This window comes from Aerococcus viridans (genome assembly GCF_001543285.1).
In the GTDB taxonomy this organism is placed as follows: Bacteria; Bacillota; Bacilli; order Lactobacillales; family Aerococcaceae; genus Aerococcus; species Aerococcus viridans.
This window is the reverse complement of sequence record NZ_CP014164.1, coordinates 2181111-2199877: the sequence shown is the minus strand read 5'-3', so window position 1 is coordinate 2199877 and position 18767 is coordinate 2181111. Positions and strand designations below refer to the sequence as shown.

At 40.0% G+C, this 18767-nt stretch carries 19 protein-coding genes and 2 tRNA genes; 15 read left to right on the top strand and 6 right to left on the bottom strand.

Annotated elements, in window-relative coordinates; translation table 11 throughout:
- Positions 1-45: 45 nt before the first annotated feature.
- On the bottom strand, positions 46-921 hold the full coding sequence (locus AWM76_RS10255) for a MurR/RpiR family transcriptional regulator (protein WP_003142376.1): 876 nt from the start codon (positions 919-921) through the stop codon (positions 46-48).
- Positions 922-1092: 171 nt separating this feature from the next.
- On the opposite strand from AWM76_RS10255, the gene AWM76_RS10250 reads away from it, so the two are divergent.
- Positions 1093-2487, top strand: coding sequence for a 6-phospho-beta-glucosidase (locus AWM76_RS10250; protein WP_003142375.1), 1395 nt, complete (start codon positions 1093-1095; stop codon positions 2485-2487).
- Positions 2488-2609: 122 nt separating this feature from the next.
- On the opposite strand, the gene AWM76_RS10245 is transcribed toward AWM76_RS10250, so the two are convergent.
- Positions 2610-3176, bottom strand: coding sequence for an NADPH-dependent FMN reductase (locus AWM76_RS10245; RefSeq protein ID WP_003142373.1), 567 nt, complete (start codon positions 3174-3176; stop codon positions 2610-2612).
- Positions 3177-3385: 209 nt separating this feature from the next.
- On the opposite strand from AWM76_RS10245, the gene amaP reads away from it, so the two are divergent.
- The 5 genes from amaP to yidD all read left to right on the top strand — a co-directional run bounded on the left by amaP (position 3386) and on the right by yidD (position 5802).
- Positions 3386-3964, top strand: a complete 579-nt coding sequence (gene amaP, locus AWM76_RS10240) for an alkaline shock response membrane anchor protein AmaP (protein ID WP_003142372.1) — start codon at positions 3386-3388, stop codon at positions 3962-3964.
- A 14-nt stretch (positions 3965-3978) separates the two neighbouring features.
- On the top strand, positions 3979-4200 hold the full coding sequence (locus AWM76_RS10235; protein ID WP_003142370.1) for a DUF2273 domain-containing protein: 222 nt from the start codon (positions 3979-3981) through the stop codon (positions 4198-4200).
- Positions 4201-4306: 106 nt separating this feature from the next.
- Positions 4307-4768: an Asp23/Gls24 family envelope stress response protein gene (locus tag AWM76_RS10230; RefSeq protein ID WP_003142369.1), complete on the top strand. Its 462-nt coding sequence runs from the start codon at positions 4307-4309 to the stop codon at positions 4766-4768.
- Between the two features lie 136 nt (positions 4769-4904).
- Positions 4905-5477: a DJ-1 family glyoxalase III gene (locus AWM76_RS10225; protein WP_003142367.1), complete on the top strand. Its 573-nt coding sequence runs from the start codon at positions 4905-4907 to the stop codon at positions 5475-5477.
- A gap of 7 nt (positions 5478-5484) precedes the next feature.
- Entirely contained in the window at positions 5485-5802 is a 318-nt protein-coding gene (gene yidD / locus AWM76_RS10220; RefSeq protein ID WP_060779412.1) for a membrane protein insertion efficiency factor YidD, read from the top strand.
- Between the two features lie 367 nt (positions 5803-6169).
- On the opposite strand, the gene AWM76_RS10215 is transcribed toward yidD, so the two are convergent.
- The gene (locus AWM76_RS10215) at positions 6170-7237 is read right to left on the bottom strand and encodes an IS30 family transposase (protein ID WP_060779380.1); all 1068 of its coding nucleotides are present in this window, start codon (positions 7235-7237) and stop codon (positions 6170-6172) included.
- Between the two features lie 163 nt (positions 7238-7400).
- Here AWM76_RS10215 and AWM76_RS10655 point away from each other — a divergent pair, with 163 nt between their 5' ends.
- A complete protein-coding gene (locus tag AWM76_RS10655) occupies positions 7401-7520 on the top strand; it encodes a MerR family DNA-binding transcriptional regulator (RefSeq protein ID WP_003142115.1) in 120 nt (39 codons plus the stop codon).
- A gap of 361 nt (positions 7521-7881) precedes the next feature.
- Here AWM76_RS10655 and glmM read toward each other — a convergent pair whose 3' ends face one another.
- The 3 genes from glmM to cdaA form a co-directional block, all read right to left on the bottom strand.
- Entirely contained in the window at positions 7882-9246 is a 1365-nt protein-coding gene (gene glmM / locus AWM76_RS10210) for a phosphoglucosamine mutase (protein WP_003142114.1), read from the bottom strand.
- A 141-nt stretch (positions 9247-9387) separates the two neighbouring features.
- Positions 9388-10707: a CdaR family protein gene (locus tag AWM76_RS10205; protein WP_003142112.1), complete on the bottom strand. Its 1320-nt coding sequence runs from the start codon at positions 10705-10707 to the stop codon at positions 9388-9390.
- Complete coding sequence (gene cdaA, locus AWM76_RS10200; protein ID WP_039935254.1) at positions 10697-11551, bottom strand: diadenylate cyclase CdaA; 855 nt, start codon at positions 11549-11551, stop codon at positions 10697-10699. Before cdaA ends, AWM76_RS10205 begins: the two co-directional genes overlap by 11 nt.
- 134 nt (positions 11552-11685) lie before the next feature.
- On the opposite strand from cdaA, the gene AWM76_RS10195 reads away from it, so the two are divergent.
- From AWM76_RS10195 to purS, 8 genes are all read left to right on the top strand, one after another.
- Positions 11686-12429 carry a pseudouridine synthase gene (locus AWM76_RS10195; protein WP_003142109.1) on the top strand — a complete coding sequence of 248 codons (744 nt, stop codon included), beginning with the start codon at positions 11686-11688 and terminating at the stop codon, positions 12427-12429.
- A 137-nt stretch (positions 12430-12566) separates the two neighbouring features.
- Positions 12567-12647, top strand: a tRNA-Tyr gene (locus AWM76_RS10190).
- 6 nt (positions 12648-12653) lie between these two features.
- Positions 12654-12725 (top strand) — tRNA-Gln (locus AWM76_RS10185).
- A 577-nt stretch (positions 12726-13302) separates the two neighbouring features.
- Positions 13303-14013 carry an aggregation-promoting factor C-terminal-like domain-containing protein gene (locus tag AWM76_RS10180; RefSeq protein WP_003142105.1) on the top strand — a complete coding sequence of 237 codons (711 nt, stop codon included), beginning with the start codon at positions 13303-13305 and terminating at the stop codon, positions 14011-14013.
- 482 nt (positions 14014-14495) lie between these two features.
- Positions 14496-16307, top strand: coding sequence for a glutamine--fructose-6-phosphate transaminase (isomerizing) (gene glmS, locus AWM76_RS10175; protein ID WP_039935251.1), 1812 nt, complete (start codon positions 14496-14498; stop codon positions 16305-16307).
- A 191-nt stretch (positions 16308-16498) separates the two neighbouring features.
- Positions 16499-17488 carry a TnsA endonuclease N-terminal domain-containing protein gene (locus AWM76_RS10170; RefSeq protein WP_003142101.1) on the top strand — a complete coding sequence of 330 codons (990 nt, stop codon included), beginning with the start codon at positions 16499-16501 and terminating at the stop codon, positions 17486-17488.
- Between the two features lie 290 nt (positions 17489-17778).
- Entirely contained in the window at positions 17779-18501 is a 723-nt protein-coding gene (purC, locus tag AWM76_RS10165) for a phosphoribosylaminoimidazolesuccinocarboxamide synthase (RefSeq protein WP_003142099.1), read from the top strand.
- A 3-nt stretch (positions 18502-18504) separates the two neighbouring features.
- Positions 18505-18765 carry a phosphoribosylformylglycinamidine synthase subunit PurS gene (purS, locus tag AWM76_RS10160; protein ID WP_003142097.1) on the top strand — a complete coding sequence of 87 codons (261 nt, stop codon included), beginning with the start codon at positions 18505-18507 and terminating at the stop codon, positions 18763-18765.
- Positions 18766-18767 lie beyond the last annotated feature (2 nt).

The window sequence follows — 18767 nt, the reverse complement described above, 5'->3', positions numbered from 1 at the left end:
AGATTATGAAATTCTTTAGGACATGTTTTTATTCTGAAGTTTCGTCTAGTTTTCACGCATAATATCAACACTTGTAGTTCGTTGGTCAAAGTACTTGCCGACTGTAATGATGTGGTCCAGGTTTTCGTCATAGTCTTTGGCAAAGACTATGGCGTAAAGCAAGTTAAGTAGGTAAATGATCGAGGTATTAGAGGTGAAGTTACCGATTTTGGAGTACAATTTTTCCCGAGTCGTAATATTCAACCGGCAATCACTCATCTGTGAAATCGTGTTGTCCCCAATGCTGGTCAGACTGATAATAGGCACTTCCTTATGCTTCAATATTTCCATGCATTTAATTAACCCAGCATTCTCTCCAGAATAAGAAATAATAATAGCGCAGGTATCTTGATCCGAATGGTAGGCTTCATAGTCTACATAATGAAAGGTGGAAGCGATAGTCACGTTTCGGTTAATCCGTCGCATCTTGGTCACGAATTCCTGTGAAATCATGGCATTGGTATGACTACCGAAAATTTTAATATTTTTAGCCTTCAACAAGATGTCTTGGGCCTTCTGGATTTCCTGGTAGTCCAGTAAATATAGGGTATCTTGGATGGTGTTTTGGTCTAGACTGGCCATCTTGTTGGCGATAGTGGCTAGTGAATCGTTTTTTGCGAAAGGACGGTTGGCGTCAATGGCATTGTAGTGGCTATTTAAATACAACCATTCGTCTAGGTAGGCGGTGCGTAAATCCGTCCAACCTTTGTAACCCAGTTTCTTGGCTACCCGGATGAGACTGGTTGGATTGGTATGGGTAATTTCTGCGAAATGCGTAGTCGTTAATTGGTCGAGTTTTTCTGGATGTTCAATCATGTATTGCACTAAGGATTGTTCAGCGTGGGAAAAGTGAGTGGTTTTCATTTGTTCAATCAGCAACATGGTGGCGCCCCCTTTTTACAAATAGTAGCATATTTTGTGTAAGGGTGACACAGGAATTTCAAATAGATGGGCTTACTTTGTGTTTGGCCTTACTATTTGATTTGTTCATATTGTAAAGGGTTACAATTTCGAATATGATGAGGGTAATCAAATTATAGGAGGTTATACAGGATGGGTAAAGGGTTAAAAATTGTCACAATTGGTGGCGGTTCTTCGTATACACCAGAATTAATTGAAGGTTACATTAAACGTAAAGATGAGATGCCAATTGATGAGATTGTCTTAGTGGATATTGAGGCAGGGCAGGAAAAATTAAATATCGTTGGGGAAATGGCTAAACGGATGGTGAAGGCTGCTGGTTTAGACTGGAAGGTTACCTTAACTTTAGACCGGTTCAATGCCTTGAAAGATGCGGACTTTGTCACAACGCAATTCCGTGTGGGCTTGCTGGATGCACGTGTGAAGGATGAACGTATTCCTTTATCTCACGGGATTTTAGGTCAAGAAACTAATGGTGCCGGAGGGATGTTGAAAGCCTTTAGAACCATTCCGATTATCGGCCAAATTATTGAAGATATGAAAGTACAATGTCCGGATGCTTGGTTGATTAACTTTACCAATCCAGCGGGGATGGTCACTGAAGCGGCGATCAAGCAATTTGGTTGGAAGCGGACAATTGGTTTATGTAACGTGCCAATCACTCACTGCATGGACATAGCTGGGCAGTTAGATGTCGACCAGGATGACTTGTTCTACCAATTTGCGGGTATTAACCACTTCCACTGGCATAAAGTTTGGGACCGTCAAGGCAAGGAATTAACAGCTAAAGTCATTGATTTACTATACAAAAAATCAGATGATGGGCCAGAATCAGCCTTGAAGAATATCCATGATGCCAACTACCATATTGAACAAATTCAAGATTTAGCTATGCTACCATGTGGTTACCACCGTTACTACTACTCTGAAGATGAGATGTTACAACATTCTATTGAAGAGTTTCAAGCAGGTGCAACCCGTGCACAAGTCGTGAAGAAGACTGAGCAACAATTGTTTGAATTGTATAAAGACCCAGCTTTAGACTACAAGCCTGAAGAATTAACCCAACGTGGTGGGACTTACTATTCTGACGCCGCTTGTGAGGTCATCGCCTCTATTTACAACGACAAACGAACTGTTATGGTGGTCTCTACCCAAAATAACGGGACAATCCAAGACCTACCGTATGATGCTATTGTGGAAGTATCTGCCCAAATCACTAGCCACGGTGCCGTACCATTCAACTGGGGCGAATTTATGCCAGCCGCGCGTGGGATGATCCAATTGATGAAGGGGATGGAAGAAACAGTTATCCGTGCTGCCGTTGAAGGAAATTATGGGGCAGCTTTACATGCCTTCACGATTAACCCCTTAGTACCAGGTGGTCAGATGGCTAAACGCGTCTTGGACGAATTATTATATGCCCACAAAGCGCATTTACCACAATTTGCAGACAAGATTGCTGAAATTGAAGCCAACCAACCAGATGTTGTGGCTTACGTAGATGAATTAATGAAATCGAATTAAATGCTTGCTTTTTGAAAAATGACAGGCCCTTTGTCAAAAGTTTCCGCCATAAAAATAGCGTGCCTCAGGGAGTTGACTGACCTCCCTGAGGCACGCTTTTTCCAATAAGATAGTGCTGACTATTAAAAACCGTAAGCAGCGTCTTTTTTGGCTTGAATTTCTGCTTGTACGTCTGCCATGGTAAAGACATCGTCAACTAAACGTTCAATGCGGAAAATGATGTCATCACTGACGATTTCGTTGCGACTGAAGTCCCGTTCTTCAATAAAGACGTACTTGTTGACGACAGTGGCCTTCATATAATTTAAGATCGGCATCAATTGGGTTTCAACCATTAAATAATGACGCGGAGAACCAGCAGTGTTGATGACGCCAACCACCTTGTCCCGGAAGGCATTCACGGGTAGCAGGTCGAACAAGTTTTTCACGGTAGCTGGGTATGAAGCTTGGAAAGTGGGCATGGTCAAGACTAAGACATCTGCAGCCATGATGGTTTTAAGGACTTGGCCAGTGTCACCAGGGTATTCAAAATAATTGCGGCCATCTGAAAAGACCATGTCCTTTTCAGCCAGGTCAATTAATTCCATGTCCGCATCTGGACGGTAGCTTTTTGCTTGTTTAATGTATTCATCTGCAGCAACACGTGATTTGGTGCCAACATTTGATCCGCTGATAACGACTGTCTTCATGGTGGGGAAACTCCTTTTTCAATTTTAATAAAGGTTAATGAGAATTTAAAAAATAACTTATTTTTATATAGTGTAACACGTTTTGATAGGCTGGGAAAATATTTTGTTTCGTTTTCGAAATATCATGCGGATTGTTTGAATTATCATAACTTTTATTGTAACCTATACATAATCATTTATAATATATAAACAAATTAGGAGGGGATCCGATGGGTGGTTTTAGAAGGTTTCTACAAATTATATTAACCCTAGTGGGCTTGGTTGCATTATTAGCTGTAATTGCCTTGTTTTACCCAATTCAATACCTAACACCTTTCGTTAAAGAGACTGTCTTAGGCGATACCTATGGTCAATGGGCCATGTTAGCTGGTTTAGCCTTTGTAGCCTTGGTTGTGTTAGTTGTTTTCCTACAAGCGGTTGTGGCACCAGCGAAACGTGACCACCTAGAAGTCAAAACGGATGCCGGTGTATTAAGTTTTACCAAGCATTCTGTCGAAGATACAGCAGTCCGTGCTAGCCAGCGTGTGTCAGGGGTAAAATTCCCTGAAGCAAAAGTACGATTTGGTAAACGTCCTGAAGATACCAAAGTAAGCGTTGTTTTCCAAGTGGATGACGCAACCAATGTAATTGACTTGGCTAGTCGGGTACAGGAACGCGTACGTGATACTGTGGCCGTTTCATTGGGGATTCCAGTTGCGGATGTTAATGTGAAGGTCAACCAAATTGACCGTAGTGTTGTTGTAGCTGAAAAACAAGCCAAACAGAAAGCTGCACCACGTGTGCAATAAGGAGGAGGGATAATATGTCAGAGCGGAATAAACGAGAAGAACGTGCGATTTGGCGCCAATACAAAGGGCGAATTATCGGCTTATTATCAGCCTTTATCTTTGCACTATTGTGGGTAGTCTTTACTTTCGGGACAGCCTTACTGGTATTTGTTATCGCAGTTGTCGGCTTTATCGTCGGTGCTTACTTTGATGGTGAGGTCGACTTGCGTGCCTGGTTACGGTTCTTTATGAAATAGTCGAAGGGTTATTGGTTGATAATCAGAAATATTCACGTTATTATTAACTTATAGGTTATTTAAAGTTGGCTAGATGACCAACATAAATATTAGGAGGAATTAAATTATGGCTGAAACAAATGAACAAGTAAAACACGAAAATAATTTAGCTTTTGAACCTCGCGTGTTAGAACGTATTGCGAATAACTCAGTTCAAGATGTTGACGGCATTTTAGAGTTGAAAGGTAACTTCACATCTGGCGTGAAAAGCTTCTTCTCTTCTGAAGATGATAAAACAAAAGGTGTTAACGCTGAAGTTGGTAGTAAAGAAGTAGCCATCGACTTAGAAGTAATTGCTGAATATGGCAAAAATATTCCTGCAGCCTTTAACCAAACAATCGAAAAAGTGAAAGCAAATGTTGAAAAGATGACTGGCTTAAGAGTTGTTGAAGTAAACATGAATGTTAACGACGTGATGACACGTGCAGATTATCAACAACAACAATCTGAAGAAGAACGTCAACGCGCTGAAGAACGCCGTCGTGCCCACCAAAATGGTGAATTTACAGATGGTTCAAGAGTACAATAATAACTAATATACATGGATAGCTAGTATCTATTATCATGTGTAGGAGGGGTCGGCCAAGTGTCGATCCTTTTCTTATCTCCAAAATTTAGGTAAGATAGAGACAAGAAAACAGGCAGTTTAAGCTGGAGGGTTTAAGATGAAAACAATGATTTTACTAGGTGAAGGTTACGAAGAAGTAGAAGCAATTACAGTGATTGATTACCTACGTCGAGCAGAAATTCCAATCGATATGATATCAATCAATGAAAGCCTATCGACAATTGGTGACCATGGTATTGAGATTATGGCAGATAAGATGCTAGATGACATTGATATAGATAGCTATGACATGGTGATTACGCCTGGTGGGCGCCCAGGTGCAGAAAAATTGGCCAAAGATAAAAGAGTAACTGACTTGATTGCTCAACAAGTAGCAAACAATAAATATGTTTCTAGTATTTGTGCGTCACCGATTGCCCTTGAAGCAGCAGGCATCACTAAAGACTTGGAAGGGACATGCTACCCAGGTTTCGAAGACCAAGTGCATTACAAGACCTTCCACGAAGATATCACCTACTACGATGGAAACCATAAAGTATTGACCTCACGTGGACCAGCCACAGCAGTTTATTTTGCTTTGGACATCATTCGAATTCTAAAAGGTGATGCTAAAGCGCAAGAGATTGCTGATGGTTTATTATTACCATTGGTTGAAGGGAAAGAGGGGTAAACGTATTATGGCTGAAAAACCCCTGGTAAAAATGGTGCGGGGTTACCAAAAGTATATTTCCCCAATGTTTCCACCGACTTGTCGCTACTATCCATCGTGCTCAACTTATATGATTCAGGCAGTCAATAAACATGGCACGCTTAAGGGGGCAGCTATGGGTACAGCGCGTATTATTCGTTGTAACCCAATGGTGCCAGGGGGGCTAGATCCAGTACCAGACCATTTCACCTTACGTCGCAACCGTGAGGAAATGTCTGACGAAGACCGGGCATATTTGATTGCACAAATGGAGAAACATGACCACCACCATCATGAAATAGAATAGCAGTAAAAGACGTGGCGAAAGATATTTTGCCACGTCTTTTTTTAGGATTAAAATAGGAAGGTAGCGGGAAATGATACTTAGCTTAAAAAGATTCGCCCTTTTTCAAAAAAGAGGTTTAGCTTAATTGCAATATCAAATGCATAAAAAATTTTAAAAACCTTTATAGACAGCGAATTACTCAATAATCCAGTATTACCAATGCTTTGAAGCCATTGACGGCAGGGAGTGTTTCATCCCTTACCATTTTTCAGGTGAGTTGTTGGTGGTTCTGACCCAAGAGGATAGGTTAGCTGAGTCAAGAGAAGGAGCAAAGCGGCTCTTGACTCAGCTAATCTATTCTCTTATCCTATAGAACCAACAAAACACCTTAAGCTGCTTGTAAATCGGCCAGTTCTTCCTGAAGGCGTTCTGCAGGTGTTGTATAGCCCATTATTTTTCTTGGTCTGTGGTTGATCGTATCGGTTACTTCCAGTAAATACGAATAGGACAATGGACGCAGAGTGACTCCCTTTGGGATAAATTCTCGGAGCATGCGGTTATGCCTTTCGTTCGTTCCTTTCTCCCAAGAAGCATACGCATGAGTAAAGAAAACCTGAACGTCTTCAGCGATGCTTTCGATAAGAGACAGACTTGAAAACTCAGAGCCGTTATCATTTGTGAGTGACTTGAACTGTTCTAGCCCCTGTTTTTTCATCAAGTCAAGCACGCCTTTTTGAACCAGCGCTGCGCCTTTTCCCCAAACTTTCTTAGTGAGGCAGTAGCGTGTTTTCCGTTCAACCATAGTGATGATGACAGGCTCATTTTTTGTTTTCTTACCTAATACTAAATCGACTTCCCAATGCCCAAATTCTTCCCTCGAGAGTACTTCTGGAGAGCGATCTTCGATACTGCGTCCCAAGTGTTTAGCGTTATGACCTTTAGGTTCAGAAACGGTTGTTTTTCGTGGCCGCATCCTAGTCTTCATAGGCAAATCGATATTACGGATTGGAAGTACGGCAGCATTTATCAAAGCGTAAACGGTCTTCGTGCATGGTACGCGTTCGTCAGGGTGCAACTTTCTATAAGAGTGTACAAAAGTATCCACACTATGAATCCGCAACCCTTTCTTGGGTGCTAGATTTTCAGGTAAGGCAGCAAGGAAAGCCGCAGAATATTTATTATGATCCCGCGCATGCGAGTTCTCACGATTTTCTTTATAAACCCGTGCGCCTGAGGCGGCAATATACTGCTCGTAATAATTGCGCTTATAGTCAAGCTGGCGCGTTCTACCGCGTTTCAACTCACGAGAAACAGTGGGTTGGCTGACCCCTAATTCTCGCGCCATTTCAGCTTGTTTATAGGTGCCGCTTTTCGCCATCTGTTCCAGCATTCCGCGTTGGATGTCAGTAAGTTGTTTGAAGGTGCGCTTTTCTGTGATACAATTATTTTTGGTCATGTAGATACCCCTTATACTTTTGGTTTGGTTGCTAACAAGTATATCGTATCTACATGATTTTTTTGTTTATTTCCTTATGCATTTCATTTTACAATTTACCAAAAAGAGGTTTACCTTTACCTAAGGGCAGGCTTTATTATATATATTGAGAGGTGAGTATAGGATGTATACAATAGGAGAATTAGCCGATTTGGCTGGTGTGACAAGGAAAACTTTGCGCCACTATGACAAGATTGGTTTATTACAGCCACAGACTTTATCTGAGGCGGGTTACCGAGTCTAATAAGGTTTATATGCATATATATTTTGTAAAAAAGTACAAAAAATAGCGTATGTCGATGGCCATACGCTATTTCATCTTAATAAGGGTGGTCACATTCCGATAAAACGTTTGTATCACATCCTGATAATCGGGTTCCCCAAACCAGAAATGACTGCGTTTCAGATTAGTTCGCAACTGACTGCGTTAGTCACTACACTAATCTTCCAACGGTTCATTTCTAAACGGTTTGTGTGACACCTTGTTAATCGGGTTCGCTCGACCAGCTCAAGCCTGCTTCAGACTAATTTGCAGCTGATTACATCAGCTACTGCATTATTCTTCCAGCATTATTGAGCTTAGCGGTCTCACTCACACCTTGTTTTTATTCTACGCCGAATTCTTTGCTTACTTGATCTGCGATTCGTTTTGCATAGTTGTATGCTTCTTCATCGGTTTGGGCTTCTACCATAACACGTAATAGGTTTTCTGTTCCTGAAGGGCGTACTAAGATACGGCCATTGCCGGCCATTTCTGCGTTCACTTCATCAATAACTTGTTGTACCGTTGCAGAATTCATTGCTTCTGTTTTACCTTCACGTGTTACACGCACATTGATTAATTCTTGAGGGTAAGTTTTCATTTCACCAGCTAATTCAGATAATTTTTTACCTGAAGTTTTTAATACATGTAGTAATTGTACTGCTGATAAAAGGCCGTCACCTGTGTTGTTGTAGTCCATGAAGATGATATGACCTGATTGTTCTCCACCAAGGTTATAACCGTGTTTACGCATTTCTTCAACCACATAACGGTCACCAACTTTGGTTTGTGGTGCTTTCATACCTGCTTCTTCAACTGCTTTGTGGAAACCTAAGTTAGACATTACAGTTGACACGATTGTGTTGTCGTTTAATTTACCACGTTCGTTTAAGTATTTACCACAGATGAACATCATTTGGTCACCGTCTACTAGGTTACCTTCTTCGTCAACTGCTAAACAGCGGTCGCCGTCACCATCGAAGGCCACACCGACATCAGCACCTGTTTCTTTTACAAGGGCTTGTAATTTCTCTGTATGTGTTGAACCAACACCTTCGTTGATGTTGATACCATCTGGAGAAGTCGCCATTGTTGTAAAGTCAGTACCTAAGTCAGCGAATAAACGGTTAACTAATGGTGAAGTGGCACCGTTAGCGCCGTCAACAGCTACTTTAATACCTGATAAATCACCAGAAATTGTTGACGCTAGGAATTCTAAGTATTTACCAACTGCACCTGGGTTAGCAATCACTGTCCCTAAACCTTCAGCTGATGGACGTGGTAACGTATCTTCTTCTTGGTCTAATAAGGCTTCGATTTCTTCTTCTTGAGCGTCAGACAATTTGAAGCCGTCAGAACCAAAGAATTTAATCCCGTTATCTGGGGCAGGGTTGTGGCTTGCTGAAATCATGACACCAGCAGTTGCACCGGTAGTACGAGTTAAATAAGATACAGCTGGAGTTGTAATAACGCCTAATTGTTGCACTTCAATCCCTACTGATAATAAACCAGCAGTTAAGGCTTGCTCTAATAATTGACCTGAGATACGTGTATCCCGGGCAACTAGAACACGCGGATGTTCCATTCCTTCTGGTGCATGTTGCATTAACACGTGACCACCAAAACGACCCAATTTAAATGCTAATTCTGGTGTTAATTCTTCATTCGCTAAACCGCGAACTCCATCAGTACCAAAATATTTTCTCATAATTTACTCCTTTGTTTTCGAAAGTGAATATCGATTTTGTCGTCGATTTCGTTATAGTATAACATTTACTGATTCATAATTAAATGTTATAGATATGTTTCTTGCCTTGAAAAAAGGCAGTCTAGCTTACGCAGGTTAATACTAGGAAAAACTAGCTAAAAAAGCAAGTATTCCATTAAAGACATTTGCGCTAGAAGAGCTAGAGACGCTTTCTGAGCTTGTTGAATTGTTTTGGTCGGCTTGGACATTGCCGTTGCCATTTTGTAAGTTGTTACTGACGCCAGTCGTTACGCCAACTTCGCTTGTGGTTGAACTGGTGCTGTCGCTATCACTTGTCGTATCTTCTTCAATAGTGGATTCATTACCGCTAGTGCCGCTTTCGCTACTAGTAGCACTTTCTTCGCTAGACTCGCTTGATGCGGTGTCTGAGCTGATGCTATCCTCATCGCTTTCTGACGAGGCACTAGATGACGCGCTAGATGATGACGAAGACGAAGACTCGGTAGCGGTTGGCACCACTTGGACCCGAACGCTTGAAGGATTTGAACTCGTTACACCATCAGGTAGTACAATGGGCGCGTCTACAGTAGTTGTTGTTGTAATTCCTGATACATCAACGGTTGCAGACACACTTTCAGTGTTATTGATGGTATCGTAGTCACCAGATAAAGTCGCGTTTTGGCTGTCTAAAATCGTTGCTTCATAGGTGTAGCCTTCGCGTTCGTTGGTGATATTGGCCACAATAGGGACCGACACACCTTCAGGCGAAACTTGAACGGTCACGTCAACCTCACTTGGGTCGGTGTTGATATTCAAGATATCCCCCTCCGCATTTTCTGTAATGACAGTGGCGGTTGTGGTGTAGTCTTCAGATAAGTTATCTGGAATATTGACGACTGTATAAACTTTGCTCACGCTTTCAATGTCAGATGTCGAACCAGTTAAGGTGACAGAATCTTGGCTTAAAGACACATCTGTAATTTCGTAACCCTCCGCAACTGCAGATTCATTAGACATTTCCACTTGGACTGGATATTCAGTTGTTTGTAGCGAATCAATTGAAATATTGACGCTTGAAGGTGAAATCTCATAAGACACGGCTTCTGAAACATTTTCCAATTGTAATTGGATGTAATGAGAACCTTCACCTAGATCGGTTAAGTCTTCTGTGATGACGCGGAAGTCATCGGCTTCAAGTGTTTGTTCAATTAAGTTTTTTGGTCCCGATAAACTGACAGAAACGGCATCTGGTAGACCAGTGATGTAATACGCATCCACGTTTCCATCTATATAAACAGGCACGTTATAAATCGTTTCCGTTGTCGCTTCGCTGACATTTTGGAAGAAACTCACTGGATTTTCCGAATACTGCTCAGCCTTCACATATACAAACATTAAGATAGATAAGAAGAGCGATAAAATTAACAGGGCAATTCGATTGTTATAAAACTTATTGATCATCTGACTTGCCACCTCCTGTTAATTGGTTAAACCAGTTAGTTAAGAAGTTATCATTCGCTTCCTCATCAGTAGTGTTGATGAAATTGTCCGCTAGAATGGTGTACAACTCATCTTGACTAAGGTCGCGGGTAATCTCGCCACGTTCAGTAATTGAAACACCACCTGTTTCTTCTGAGACGACGATAGTGATGGCATCTGTTACTTCACTTAAGCCGACAGCAGCCCGGTGTCTAGTCCCTAATTCTTTAGGAATCTCCGAGTTTTCTGAAAGTGGCAGGTAAGAAGCGGCAGAAGCAATTTCTAAATCTTGAATAATCACGGCACCATCATGTAGGGGCGTATTTGGGATGAAAATGTTAATCAATAATTGAGATGATATGGCTGAATTTAATCTAATTCCAGTAGCTACATATTCATTTAAGGGTTGCGAACGTTGTAGGGAAATCAAAGCACCGATCCGTCGTTTACCCATGTACTCGCAAGCTTCAACTAAATCGCGCACCATTTTTTCGTTTGGATTGCGGGCCCCAGCTTCACGTTTACTAGCAAAGAATTGTTGTCCCAAATGATCTAATCCTCGTCTGATTTCAGGTTGGAATATGACAATCGCACCAACGACAGACCATTGGATAATATTGTTCATGATCCAATCTACCGTCTTCAACTGGAAGAGGGTGGAAATAATTTTAATCAGCAAGAAGATGAAAACCCCGTTCAAAATATTAAAGGCTTTCGTATTCTTTAGAATCTTCAAAAGCTGGTAGATAAACAACCAAACAATCAAAATATCAATTAGATTGAAAACATTTGTCCAGGAAATAATACTAGACCAATCTATTTGCATGCGTCTATCCTCCATTCTAAGTTTTTCACTATAAAGTATAACATATCAGCCTTTTGTCGATAGAAACTTAAGACACATTTCCCAAAAATGTTTATACTGATAGAAAGAACTATTTTAAAGGAAGGAGCTTACCCATGTTACTTGGACAATTGATTATGGATGCTGGGCAAGTGACCCGAAAGGCCTGCAAACGCCTATTGAAAGATGGCCATGTCACCGTTGATGGCCAAGTTGTCACACAATTCGCCACCGTTGTTGATCCCAGCTGGCAAGAGATTGCCGTCGACCAAATAGTAATTGATCGCCATTTTGGCCATACCTATTACTTGGTCCATAAACCCAAGGGTTACCTGTCAGCCAATAAAGACCAGACCCACCCAACGGTCATTGACCTGATTCAACCAGCAGATAATCCCGGCGATTTAGCAATTACTGGCCGTCTAGACCGCGATGCCCATGGGCTCGTCTTCGTCACCAACAATGGCCAGCTCCATTACATCTTCCAACAACCCAAATTTGATATTCCAAAGACCTACCGCATCACTGTGAATGGCCTTATTGATAAAAAAATGGTCGCACAATTTCAAGCAGGTGTCATTTTTCAGGATGGCACGATCTGTAAAGCAGCAAGGCTTGAAATCATTTCGGCAAGCCCGCAATCCTCAACTGGTTTAGTCACAATTTCAGAGGGGCGTCGCCACCAAGTGAAGAAAATGTTTCTTGCTTGCGGGGTAAAAGTCACAGACTTATACCGACAAAAAATTGGCGATTTAAGGATTGACGACCTAGCGGTGGGGGACTATCGCCGACTAAATGAAGCAGAAATACAGTCACTCAAAAGCATCTTTCTTCTATATGATAAGCGTAAAGAAAGCTGAGGGAAAAAGGCGGTAAAATAAGTCCAAAAAATTTTTTTAAAAACTTTTGGCTAAACTGTTGAAATCTATAATTTCTGATGCTATACTAATCAAGTACGATATTTTTGAGGCAAGAAAACTCAAGGATACCACCATATGGAGGGATAGCGAAGTGGCCAAACGCAGCGGACTGTAAATCCGTTCCTTCGGGTTCGAAGGTTCAAATCCTTCTCCCTCCATTACATTGGGATATAGCCAAGCGGTAAGGCAACAGACTTTGACTCTGTCATGCGTTGGTTCGAATCCAGCTATCCCAGTAATATAAATCAAGAGGACTAGGCGAGAGCCTGGTCTTTTTTTATTGCTTTGAAATAAGTAAATACCCGATAGCTTATCTAAATATTTGTATTATTAGACATTTAAAAAGAATATTTTGCAATTATCATATCTCATATTACAGAACGATTGCGATTTGACATGAATTTAAAACACTTATATAAAGGCTTTTTTGGGGACTTTGTTTATTTAATTCATAATAAAAACGCATCATTTTCCGGTAATATGACATCATTTATGAAAACAATTGTGATTATCACTTTATATATATAATTTTAGCGCTATAGTGTTACAAAGTTGTTACAAATTTACATAAGGTTTTCAAAAACCCCGGATTTAATGTCAAGGCAGTTAAGAGGCTTTAACAGATGCCTGATTTACATGACTTAAAAAAAGGCCCGTGTTAAGATATTGCTTGTAGATGAGACAGGTGTTCTTTATCTAAAATATAGTCGCACGATAAAGGTGCGGTAAATAGCGGGTCATCTACTTGATGGCAGCAGACAACTTAAAAAATAAAATTAAAAAGCAGTATTCTTATAAGGAGAGTATTTACACATGAAATTGAACAAAATTATCTTAGGTACGTCATTTGCATTAGCAGGTTTATTCGCTGCTACAAACAACAATAACGTAGAAGCAGCTACTTGGTCTGCTCGTACAGTTGCTGAAGTTTCAGCTGATTTAGAAGCTATAGATGATACAACAACTTCATACACTATCCAATACGGTGATACTTTAGCAGTTATCGCTAAAGCATCTGACGTAAGTGTGAATGCATTAGTTGCAATCAACGACATCCAAAACGCTAACGTCATCTTCCCAGGCACTAAACTTTCATTTACAAAAGATGAAACAACTGGTGAAGTTAACGAAGTAACTGTAGAAGATTCTGTATCAGAAGAAGCAACTACTTACGATGTAGCTGAAGAAGAAGTAACTGAAACAACTTACGAAGCGCCAGCTGAAGAAACTTATGTAGCAGAAGAAACTACATATAAAGCACCAGCAGCTGAAACAACTGCATCAACTACTTCATACTCTAGCAATTCAGCTAAAGAAATCATCGCTCAACGTGAGTCAGGTGGATCTTACACAGCTTACAACGCTGCAGGTGGCTACTACGGTCGTTACCAATTAAACCCAACATTAGTAGCTTACGGTGCATCTCCAGCTGAACAAGAAGTTGCTGCTGACAAATATGTTGCTGAACGTTACGGTTCATGGAACGCTGCTTTAGCATTCTGGAACGCTAACGGTTGGTACTAAGATATAGTTTTTTCTTTATAGAAACGGTTATTTAAAATATTAATATTTAAAATACAAACAAATGAGTCAGGTTTTTCCTGGCTCTTTTTTATGCTCGCAATCTAGTTAGCGGATAACCTATATATCTTCTTAAGAAAAGGTTAAATTATAGCCATTAACATCTAAAAAAGTTGACAATAACTTTTTGTATTTATAGAATGTAAAGAGCTATTACTTTTAATAAAATCTCAAACGTAATTTTTGGGATAGCGCCAGGCTTGCTTAGCAAGTGACGAGGACTGAATTGATCGAAATATTCGGCGGATGATTCAGGGGTTGTACAATCCACAGGTGGGAAAAAAGTAAGACAATCAATGATCTAGACCATCATTTTGCCTTATCAAATTACCGCCACGTACGTAGTAGCCAAACAATAAATGCGATAAGACACCTATATGGATAGGGTCTACTTTTATGTCGCTAAATTAGGAGGAAACTGCAACATGTGTGGTATTGTAGGTTATATTGGAAATGGATCAGCTCAAGAGGTATTATTAAACGGTTTAGAACGTTTAGAGTACCGTGGTTATGATTCAGCAGGTGTATACGTTGTCGATGGAAATGGTCAAAATGGTCATTTATTTAGAGAAGAAGGACGTATCGCTAAACTACAAAGTGAAGTGGACATGTCATTAGATGCCCATACAGGTATTGGACATACACGTTGGGCAACACATGGTGAACCAAGTGTTCGCAATGCCCATCCACAGCAATCATCAACAGGTCGTTTCACATTAGTACATAACGGTGTTATTGAAAACTACCGGGAAATGAAAGAAGATTTCTTATCTGACGTGACTTTCCACTCAGATACAGATACAGAAGTTGCTGTAAACTTAATTGAGCACTTCGCATTAACAGACGGTTTAGATGCAGAAACTGCATTCTTAAAAGCCTTAAACGTGATTGAAGGTTCATACGCATTTGCTTTAATCGATTCAGAACAACCAGGTGTTGTTTTTGCAGCGAAAAACAAATCACCTTTATTAATCGGTAAAGGTACTGACTTCAACACAATCGTTTCTGATGCAATGGCATCAATCGATTTAACTGACCAATACGTTGAAATTCATGACGGTGAAATGGTTATCTTAACTGAAGAAAACGTTACTATTAAAAACTTAGCTGGCGAAACAATCGAACGTGCACCATATACTGCACAATTAGATGCCAACGACTTAGATAAAGGGACATACCCTTACTACATGATTAAAGAAATTGATGAGCAACCAGCTGTAATGCGTCGTATTATCCAAGAATACTCTGACGATAACAACGAATTAACAGTTGACCAAGAAATCATCGATGCAATTAATGCAAGCGACCGTATCTACATCATCGGTGCAGGTACTTCAATGCATGCAGGTTTAGTTGGTAAAAACATCATCGAAAAAATGGTTAACATTCCAGTTGAAGTTCATGTAGCATCTGAATTTGCTTACAACATGCCGGTATTGAGTGAAAAACCATTCTTCATCTACTTAACACAATCTGGTGAAACTGCAGATAGTCGTCAAGTATTGGTTCAAACCAACAAATTAGGCTACAAATCATTAACAATCACTAACGTGAAAGGTTCTACTTTATCACGTGAAGCTGACTACACATTATTATTACATGCAGGTCCAGAAATCGCTGTAGCGTCTACTAAAGCATATACTGGTCAAATCGCAGTAATGGCTGTATTAGCTGAAGCTTTACGTCGTGACTTAGGATTCGAAGCACAATTTGACATGGAACATGAATTATCAATCATTGCTAACGCTATTCAAGTAATGATCGATGATAAAGATGAAATTCATGAATTAGCGACTGAATTATTCACTGATAAAGCAAGTGCTTTCTACATCGGTCGTGGAATTGACTACGAAGTAAGTCGTGAAGCTGCCTTGAAAATAAAAGAGATTTCATATATTCAAGCTGAAGGTTTCGCTTCAGGTGAATTGAAACATGGTACAATCTCGCTTATCGAAGATGGTACGCCAGTTATCGGTATAATCACACAAGAGAATACCGCTGCTCACTCTCGTGGTAATATTGAAGAAGTGCGTTCGCGCGGAGCGAATACATTAATCATCTCTATGGAAGGTTTAGACCGTGAAGGTGACGATATTGTCATCCCAGCAGTAGAACCATTGTTATCTGCACTTGTATCAGTCATTCCAACGCAGTTACTAGCATACTATGCGTCATTAGACCGCGGTTTAGATGTAGATAAGCCACGTAACCTAGCGAAGTCAGTAACAGTAGAATAATAAACTTTATCACAAATTACATTTTGTAGCTTTATAAAAAAGATTGATCATTTATAATAAAGTTCGTTCATTTAAAACAAAGTTTGATTATTTATAATAAAGTTTTATTAAAGCAACCTCTATGGGTATGATGTCCATAAGAGGTTGTTTTTTTGTTTTAAAATTAAAAATTAATAAAGAGGAGGGTGTATATGGCTAAAAGAAAACGTTCAAGTTCGTATGAGAAAAAAATGAAAGAGGGTTACGGTCAAGGTATTGGAATCGATTATAAACCATGGATAACTATTCAGGATGTGCCTTCATTGGGAAGGGTTACTCGATTAAAAGGATATAAGATTCCAAGACAATTTGAATTTCTTTCAGATTTAGAACGAAATTACTTTTATTTATTAGAATATTCGGATTTAGTTGAAGATATTCAAGAACAATACCCTTTGCTACCAATTGAGGAAACGATTATTATTGCAAATGAATTAGGAATTAAACACCCCACAGACCTTAAAAGTGGAGAACCAATAGTGATGACAACAGATTTTTTAGTAACAACTAAGAACAATACAGAAGTTAAAAAGTTTGCTAGAACATTGAAATATAAAGATGAATTAATGGATAAACGTGTTTTAGAAAAATTTGAAATAGAGCGTATTTTTTGGGAAAGGCAAGAAGTGGATTGGGGGATTGTAACAGAGTTAGAAGTACCCAAAGATATGGCACATAATATCGCGTTTATTCATGGTTATTCAAACCTTTCTGTCATTGAAGGATTCGAAAATATACTTGTTGAAGAATTAGAGGATATGAGTATTTATTTTATTAGGTTATTATTGGAAGCTAAGCAAACGATACGTCAAACTGCTTCAGACTTTGATCATCACTTTGGAATGAGTAGTGGTTGTGGTCTATCATTATTTAAGCATTTACTAATGACAAAGGTTATTGAAATAGATATGACGCAAAAATTAGATGTCAATCAGCAATTAAACATCAAATATGTAAGAAGAGATTTTTCCTTCCAGTACCAGGTGAGTGTGCGCGCCTTCTTCCCAGGTGAAGCCCTCTGGGAGGTCGAGGTAGAATGTTTTTGTGTCTGTGGCCTCATCAATGACGTCTACAAGGGTTGTCCAGTATATCTGCATGTGAATCATCTCCTAAGTGTGAGTCTGTCAGCGAATTGTGTTTAATTAAATTTTGTGAATAGTTTTACGAACTCTGATCTTAAAATCACTATTCAAGGATAAATAGTCAGCAATGTTCGTTAATTACAAAATATTAGAATATTTTAATCTGTAAATTCAGCTTTATAAACATGAAACATGAACATTATACAAAATGTCACTCATAAATAGACGCTCAAAGGTTGACTCTATTCCTTAGACAATATATGATAAGGCTATATCGATAAATTAGAACGATTGAAAGTATAGGTGTGTTTAATGTTCGTGTTTAACCAAGTCATGAAAGGGGTATTCAGTTGATAAAGAGAGACCTGTTATATGAAGGCAAGGCAAAACAATTATATGAGACCAGTGAACCCAACATCCTTTGGGTCACGTATAAAGATCAGGCCACAGCTGGGAATGGAGCCAAGAAAGAAGCCATAGCCGGTAAAGGGCAGCTGAATAACCAGATTACCAGCATGATCTTCAAAAAGCTGAAGGAGAAGGATATTCCAAGTCACTTCATCATGGAAGTGTCTGAAACGGATCAGCTGATTGAAAAAGTGGATATGTTCGATCTTGAGGTTGTCGTCAGAAATGTCGCTGCTGGAAGCTTTTCCAGACGCCTCGGTGTAGACGAGGGGACGGAGCTGGCCTTTCCGGTTCTGGAATTTTACCTCAAGGATGACGGACTGAACGATCCGCTCATTAATGATGATCATGTGCTTGCACTTAATCTGGCTGACCAGAAAGAAATTGACGAAATTAAAAGACAGGCTCACAACATCAACCAGTCGCTGATTGAGATTTACAGTGAGGCCGGCATCAGATTGATCGACTTCAAGCTGGAATTTGGAAAGGCTGCGAAAGAACAAATCGTTCTGGCAGATGAAATTTCACCGGACACATGCCGTCTATGGGATGAAAAGACGAACGATCGTCTGGACAAGGATGTCTTCAGACAGGATCTCGGCGACATTATCCCACTATATCAGGAAGTACTCGACCGTCTGACGAGAGATCAAAAGGAGAAGTGACTCATGTATAAGGTAAAAGTATATGTAACCTATAAAGAATCAATTCTGGATCCTCAGGGAGAAGCGGTAAGAGGAGCCGTTCACCGTATGGGCTTCGATGAAATTGAAGATATTCGTATCGGGAAGTATTTTGAAATCAAAGTGTCAGATACTGCCGACCGTTCAGTTGAAGAAGTCATTGAAACGATCTGCGACAAGCTTCTGGCAAATGTCGTGATGGAAAGCTATCGCTATGAAATTGAACGAGTAAAGGAGACGGTCTAAGC